At 68.8% G+C, this 6,771-nt stretch carries 5 protein-coding genes; 1 reads left to right on the top strand and 4 read right to left on the bottom strand.

What is annotated here, in order from left to right; translation table 11 throughout:
* Window positions 1–11: 11 nt before the first annotated feature.
* The 3 genes from ACYVL2_RS17025 to aceA form a co-directional block, all read right to left on the bottom strand.
* Window positions 12–533 carry a gluconokinase gene (locus tag ACYVL2_RS17025; protein ID WP_460545493.1) on the bottom strand — a complete coding sequence of 174 codons (522 nt, stop codon included), beginning with the start codon at window positions 531–533 and terminating at the stop codon, window positions 12–14.
* Between the two features lie 347 nt (window positions 534–880).
* A complete protein-coding gene (gene aceB / locus ACYVL2_RS17030; protein WP_460545495.1) occupies window positions 881–2,497 on the bottom strand; it encodes a malate synthase in 1,617 nt (538 codons plus the stop codon).
* Between the two features lie 28 nt (window positions 2,498–2,525).
* Window positions 2,526–3,830, bottom strand: a complete 1,305-nt coding sequence (gene aceA, locus ACYVL2_RS17035) for an isocitrate lyase (RefSeq protein WP_460545497.1) — start codon at window positions 3,828–3,830, stop codon at window positions 2,526–2,528.
* A gap of 137 nt (window positions 3,831–3,967) precedes the next feature.
* Between aceA and ACYVL2_RS17040 the strand changes: the two genes are divergently transcribed.
* Window positions 3,968–5,506 carry a helix-turn-helix domain-containing protein gene (locus tag ACYVL2_RS17040; RefSeq protein ID WP_460545499.1) on the top strand — a complete coding sequence of 513 codons (1,539 nt, stop codon included), beginning with the start codon at window positions 3,968–3,970 and terminating at the stop codon, window positions 5,504–5,506.
* A 49-nt stretch (window positions 5,507–5,555) separates the two neighbouring features.
* Here the strand turns inward: ACYVL2_RS17040 and ACYVL2_RS17045 are convergent, their stop codons facing one another.
* The gene (locus tag ACYVL2_RS17045; protein ID WP_460545501.1) at window positions 5,556–6,512 is read right to left on the bottom strand and encodes an acyl-CoA desaturase; all 957 of its coding nucleotides are present in this window, start codon (window positions 6,510–6,512) and stop codon (window positions 5,556–5,558) included.
* Window positions 6,513–6,771: the final 259 nt, after the last annotated feature.

Genomic DNA, 6,771 nt, shown 5'->3' on the forward strand with positions numbered 1-6,771 from the left:
GCCCGCGCGCATTACGCGGGAGCGGCTCCCGAGAGGCCGAGGCCGCTGAGGACCTGATCGACGACCTGGTCGGGCGTGTCGGCGACGTCGACGGTGATGCCGGACTCGTCGGCCTCCAGCGGCTGCAGGTCGGCGAACTGGGAGTCGAGCAGGCTCGTTGGCATGAAGTGTCCCGAGCGGGCGCCCATGCGCTCGGCTATCACCCGGGCGCTGCCGTGGAGGTGGACGAACTTGACGTCCGACTCGGCCTCGCCGAGGAGGTCCCGGTAGGACCGTTTCAGCGCCGAGCAGGTGACGACGACGTTCTGGCCGTTCCGGGCGCGTTCGCTGATCCAGTCCCCGATGCTCCGCAGCCACGGACCGCGGTCGTCGTCGGTGAGCGGGACTCCGGACTCCATCTTGGCGATGTTGGCGGCCGAGTGGAACTCGTCGGCCTCGGCCATCGGCCAGGCGAGCCGCTCGGCTAGGCGTCGTGCGACGGTGGTCTTGCCCGAGCCTGATACGCCCATGACCACCAGGCAGGTCGTCGTCATCGGAGTCCTCCTCGCAGAACGGTGCCGTCACTGCGCCGAAAGGTACCACCGCCGAGGGTTGCGCCCGCGGCGGTGCGCGCGGACAGGATCCGGCCATGTCGTATCCCGTGCCGAAGCGCCTCGGGGAGACCGGTGAGGTCAGCGCCGTCTTCCGTCCCGCCGACCGACCCCACGACCCGCCGTTCACCGACGGCTCGGCCGAACACCTCGCCACCGGGGACTCCAGCGACGGACAGTTCGGCCTCTACCGGCGGACCATGGGCCCCGCGGTGACGGCGGTGCCGGACGCCGGGGGAGGCGCGGCGTCCGGCACCCGGGTTACCGTGTCGAGCGGCAGTTCGAGGCCATCAGCACAGGTAGCGCGCGTAGGCCGGCAGGGTCAGGAACGTCGGGTAGTCCTCGCCGAGCGCGCACTCGGTGAAGATCTCCAGCGCGTCGTCGAACCGGTCGCCCTCGAACCGCTTGAGCCCTGAGAACTCCTGGCGGACGAGTTCCTCGACCCATTCGCGGGTCACGACGCGCCCGGCGTCGGTGCAGGCCTCGCCGTGGATCCACTGCCAGATCTGCGACCGGGAGATCTCGGCGGTGGCGGCGTCCTCCATCAGGTTGTTGATGGCGGCGGCCCCGTTGCCGCGCAGCCAGGACTCCACGTAGCGGATGCCGACCTCGATGTTGGCGCGGATCCCGCGTTCGGTGACGTCGCCTTCGGTGGAGGCGACGTCGAGCAGGGCCCTGGCGTCGGGCACCACGTCCTCGCGCAGCCGGTCGATCTGGTTGGGGACGCCGCCCAGCGCCTCGTCGAAGACCTCCATGGCCACCGGCACCAGGTCCGGGTGGGCGACCCAGGAGCCGTCGAAGCCGTCGTCGACCTCGCGGGTCTTGTCGGCTCGGACCTTCTCGAGGGCGGCCGCGTTGGCCTCCGGGTCGCGCCGGTTGGGAATGAACGCGGCCATGCCGCCGATGGCGGAGGCGCTGCGGCGGTGGCAGGTGCGCACGAGCAGCTCGGTGTAGGCCCGCATGAACGGCTGGGTCATGGTCACCCGCTCGCGGTCGGGCAGGATGAACCTGGTCCCCCGCTCGCGGAAGTTCTTGATCACCGAGAAGATGTAGTCCCAGCGGCCGGCGTTCAGGCCCGCCGAGTGCTCCCGCAGCTCGTAGAGGATCTCCTCCATCTCGAAGGCGGCGGTGATGGTCTCGATGAGCACGGTCGCCCTGATGGTGCCGCGCGGGATGCCGAGCAGGTCCTGGGCGGCGACGAACACGTCGTTCCACAGCCGGGCCTCGAGGTGCGATTCGAGCTTGGGCAGGTAGAAGTACGGGCCCCGCCCGAGTTCCAGCAGCCGGTGGGCGTTGTGGAAGAAGTACAGTCCGAAATCGACCAGGCCCCCGCTCATCGGGACGCCGTCCACGGTCAGGTGGCGCTCGGCCAGGTGCCAGCCGCGCGGGCGGACGATGATCGTGGGCAGGTCGGTGAGCGTCTCGCCGTTGAGCCGGTAGACCTTGCCCTGCGGCCCGGTGAACTCGATCTTGTGCTCGATCGCGTCGATGAGGTTGGCCTGCGAGCCGATGACGTTGGCCCAGCTGGGCGTGGAGGAGTCCTCCATGTCGGCCAGCCAGCACTTGGCGCCGGAGTTGAGCGCGTTGATGGTCATCTTGCGTTCGCACGGTCCGGTGATCTCGACGCGGCGGTCCTCCAGACCCGGGGCGAGCGGAGCGACCGACCAGGAGATGTCCTCGCGGATGTCGGCGGTCTCGGGCAGGAAGCCCGGGTCGGTCCCGTTGGCGATCCGGGTGCGGCTCAACTGGCGGCTCTGGAGCAGTTCCTGGCGGCGGCCGGCGAAGGCGCGGTGCAGCGCGGCCAGGAAGTCCAGCGCCTCGGGCGTCAGGATCTCCTCCTGGCGGTCGATCGCCGGCCCGTCGACCGCCACGGTCGCGGTCGGGCGGGTCTCGGTAAGCGGACTCATCGGATTTCTCCTTGTCTCGGTGACGGTGTCAGTGGAACTGTCCGGTCTCTGTGGAGCCCGCCAGCGCTAGCGTCGAGCCGCTAGGGTTGAGTGCGGTGGTGACGTGGTCGAAGTAGCCGGTGCCGACTTCGCGCTGGTGCTTGGTGGCGGTGTAGCCGTGTTCCTCGGCGGCGAACTCGCGTTCCTGCAGGTCCACATAGGCGCTCATGCCGTCGCGGGCGTAGCCGTGGGCGAGGTCGAACATCGAGTAGTTGAGGGCGTGGAATCCGGCGAGGGTGATGAACTGGAAGGTGTAGCCCATCGACCCGAGCTCCCGCTGGAACTTGGCGATCGTGTCGTCGTCCAGGTGTCGTCTCCAGTTGAAGGACGGGGAGCAGTTGTAGGCGAGCATCTGGTCGGGGTACTGGGCCTTGACGGCCTCGGCGAAGGCGCGGGCGACCTCGAGGTCGGGCGTGCCGGTCTCCATCCAGAGCAGGTCGGCGTAGGGCGCGTAGGCCTTCGCGCGGGCGATGGACGGTTCGAGTCCGTTGCGGACCCGGAAGTAGCCTTCGGCGGTGCGCTCGCCGGTCAGGAACGGCTCGTCGCGCTCGTCGACGTCGGCGGTCAGCAGGGTGGCGGCTTCGGCGTCGGTGCGGGCGATGACGAGGGTGGGGACGTCTTCGACGTCGGCGGCCAGGCGGGCGGCGTTGAGGGTCCGGAGGTGCTGCGAGGTCGGCACGAGGACCTTGCCGCCGAGGTGGCCGCATTTCTTCTCGGAGGCGAGCTGGTCCTCCCAGTGGACGGCGGCGGCGCCGGCGGCGATCATGGCCTTCATGAGCTCGTAGGCGTTGAGCGGGCCGCCGAAGCCGGCTTCGGCGTCGGCGACGATGGGCACGAGCCAGTCGTCGACGGTCCGGGTGCCTTCGGCGTGTTCGATCTGGTCGGCGCGCATAAGGGCATTGTTGATGCGTCGCACGACCTGGGGGACCGAATTGGCCGGATAGAGGGATTGGTCGGGGTAGGTCTGGGCGGCGAGGTTGGCGTCGGCGGCGACTTGCCAGCCGGAGAGGTAGATGGCGCGGAGGCCGGCTTTGACCTGCTCGACGGCCTGGTTTCCGGTGAGGGCGCCGAGCGCGTGGGTGTACCCGCCGCCGGTGGCGTCGGCGGTGAGCTGCTCCCAGAGTTTCTCGGCGCCGCGCCTGGCGAGGGTGTGCTCCTCGACGACGCTGCCGCGCAGTTTGACCACGTCCGCCGGTCGGTAGTCGCGGGCGACGTGCTCCCAGCGGGGGTCGGAGGCCCATGCGAGGGCCAGCCGCTCGGCGTCGAGGCTCTGGTCGCGTTCTGAATCGGACATCGTCTTCTCCCATGGTCGCCGATGACCGTCCTTGCGGCGGTCATTACTTGCAGGTAATACGAATTTTTCATCGGCGTCGGCAGATTTCCCGGGAGTTGATCTGGAAAGATTGGCAGTTCTTCGCTAATAATGAAGAAATGGCAAAGAATTTTCCAAGCGAGCGCTCCCAGAAGCGCGAACATCGGCCGTGGGGCGCCGTCGAGGCCGCCGAGCTGTCGGCCGACGACGACCCCTTGGACCTCATCAGCCTCGGCAAGCAGATCCGCCACTTGCGCAAGCAGCGCGAGCTGAGCCTCGACGACCTCGGCGAGGCCGTCGGCACCGCCCCTTCGCAACTGTCCCTGATCGAGAACGGCAAGAAGGAGCCCAAGCTCTCACTGCTGCGGGCACTGGCCCGCGCGCTCGGCGTCAGCTCCGACGAACTGCTCGGGGCCGCACCGCCGAACCGCCGCGTGGCCTTGGAGATCGAACTCGAACGCGCCCAGCGCAGCAAGCAGTACCAGTCGCTCGCTCTGCCCAGCGTCAAACCCTCCTCGCGCATCCCCACCGAGGTGCTCGAGGCGCTCGTCGGCCTGCATCGAGAGGTCGACCGCCAGGTGAACCTGCACGCGGCCACCCCCGAGGAGGCTCGCCGCGCGAACACCGAGCTGCGCCGGCGCATGCGGGAGAAGGACAACTACTTCGGCGACATCGAGTCCGAGGCGCGCACGCTGCTGAGCCACGTCGGCTACACCGGCGGCCCACTCTCCCAGCACCAGATCTCGGACCTGGCCGCCTACCTGCGCTTCACCCTCCACCACGTCGACGACCTGCCGCACTCGACCCGGTCGGTCACCGATCTGCGCAACCGCCGGATCTACTTGACGCCCAACAAGGACTCCTCGCACGACCCGCGGACCGTGCTGCTCCAGGCGCTGGCCAGTCACGTGCTGCAGCACCAGGTGCCGCAGACGTACCTGGAGTTCCTCGGCCAGCGGGTGGCGACGAACTACCTGGCCGCCGCGCTCCTGATCCCGGAGGAGAGCGCGGTGAAGTTCTTGCGGCAGTCGATGAGCGAGAAGGAGATCGCCATCGAGGACCTGCGGGACAACTTCGCGGTGTCCTATGAGGCCGCGGCCCACCGGTTCACGAATCTGGCGACCCGGCACCTCGGCATCCGCACGCACTTCCAGAAGGTCCACAAGTCGGGCATCATCTTCAAGGCCTACGAGAACGACGACGTGACCTTCCCGTCCGACCCGACCGGCGCGATCGAGGGGCAGCCGGTGTGCCGGTCGTGGACGAGTCGCCAGGTCTTCGACGTGCCCGACAAGTTCAGCGCGTTCAACCAGTACACCGACACCCCGAGCGGCACGTACTGGTGCACCGCCAGGACCGAGCGCGGGCCCGACGGCGAGTTCTCGCTGAGCATCGGCGTGCCGTACGAGTCGGCCAAGTGGTTCCGCGGCAAAGAGACCACGGCGCGGTCGGTCTCGCGGTGCCCCGAGCCGGACTGCTGCCGGACCCCGCCGAGCGAGCTGGCCGAGAAGTGGGCCGGGCAGGCATGGCCGGCCGGTCGGGCGCCGTCGTCGCAGCTGGCGGCCATGCCGCCCGGTTCGTTCCCTGGCGTCGACGAGACCGAGGTCTACCAGTTCTTGGAGAAGCACGCGGCTCAGGCCGGGTCCGGACCGGCATGACGGCGCGGAGCGGGCCGAAAGCGGCCCGCCCCGCGCCGTGAGTCCGCGGTCAGTCGTTGGCGAGTCTGGCCAGGCGCTCGGGAGTCGGCCACTTGACGTTGGTCGCCCAGCCGGCCTTCTCGAACATCCAGATGACGCGCGCCGTGGTGTCGATCTGTCCGCGCTTGACGCCGTGGCGCGCGCAGGACTGGTCGGCGTGGTGGGAGTTGTGCCAGGACTCGCCGCCCGACAGGATCGCCAGCGGCCAGAAGTTCGCGGCCTTGTCGCGGCTCTTGAAGGGACGCTCGCCGATCATGTGGCAGATCGAATTGGTGGACCACGTGGCGTGGTGCAGCGCCGAGACGCGCACCAGTCCGGCCCAGAAGAACGCGGTGAGCGCGCCGGTCAGCGACATCGTCAAGAGTCCGCCGAGGAGCGCCGGAAGCAGGAAGGTCAGGACCGTCCACAGCCAGAACAGCTTGTCGACGGCGACCAGGTCGCGGTCCCGGAGCAGGTCCGGGGCGAAGCGCTTTTCATTGGTGGTGTTGTGGCGCTGGAACATCCAGCCCACGTGGGAGTGCCAGAAGCCCTTGGTGAGCGCCCAGGCCGAGGTGCCGAACAGCCACGGCGAGTGCGGGTCGCCCTCCTTGTCGGAGTAGGCGTGGTGGCGGCGGTGGTCGGCGACCCAGCCGATCACCGGGCCCTGCACCGACATGCTGCCGAGGATCGCCATCGCGATCTTCAGCGGTCGGTTCGGCCGGTACGAGCCGTGCGTGAACAGCCGGTGGTAGCCGGCGGTGACTCCATGGAGGGTCAGGACGTAGAACAGGACGGTCAGCCCGATGTCGGTCCAGCTCAGCAGCCCGGTCGTCCACGCCAGCGGCACGGCGGCGGCCAGGGCGGCCATGGGCACGAGCAGGAACAGGTAGATCAGCGACTGCCTGCCCGCGTCGCGCTGTCCACCGTGCACCGGCTTGGGGCCGCCCTTGGGCCTCTCCACCGGTCGGGCGTCGGTCAGTACCGCCATGGCTCGTCCTCTCTCGCATGGGTCGAACTGTTCAATCGTCCCTGCTCAAAGCCGCGAGCGCAGTGGGGCGAGCCACCGGCGGGCGGATGCCGAGCCCCCCGGCCGCCGGGGGGTCTAGACCCAATGTCGTTCGGTTAGGGCTGGGGCTTGGGTGTCGAGTAAGGTCTTAGCCGCTGGGAACGAAGAAGGGGCTTCTTGACAGAACGGTTGTGCTGCAACCATGTTCAACATCAAGGAGCCCCTTGTTCTCTCATGTTGT

The organism is Glycomyces halotolerans, assembly GCF_054779575.1.

What these genes read in the sequence shown, in the direction of transcription:
- ACYVL2_RS17025 (WP_460545493.1), bottom strand. Translation starts at nt 533, where the DNA reads ATGACGACGACCTGCCTGGTGGTCATGGGCGTATCAGGCTCGGGCAAG.
- aceB (WP_460545495.1), bottom strand. Translation starts at nt 2,497, where the DNA reads ATGAGTCCGCTTACCGAGACCCGCCCGACCGCGACCGTGGCGGTCGAC.
- aceA (WP_460545497.1), bottom strand. Translation starts at nt 3,830, where the DNA reads ATGTCCGATTCAGAACGCGACCAGAGCCTCGACGCCGAGCGGCTGGCC.
- ACYVL2_RS17040 (WP_460545499.1), top strand. Translation starts at nt 3,968, where the DNA reads ATGGCAAAGAATTTTCCAAGCGAGCGCTCCCAGAAGCGCGAACATCGG.
- ACYVL2_RS17045 (WP_460545501.1), bottom strand. Translation starts at nt 6,512, where the DNA reads ATGGCGGTACTGACCGACGCCCGACCGGTGGAGAGGCCCAAGGGCGGC.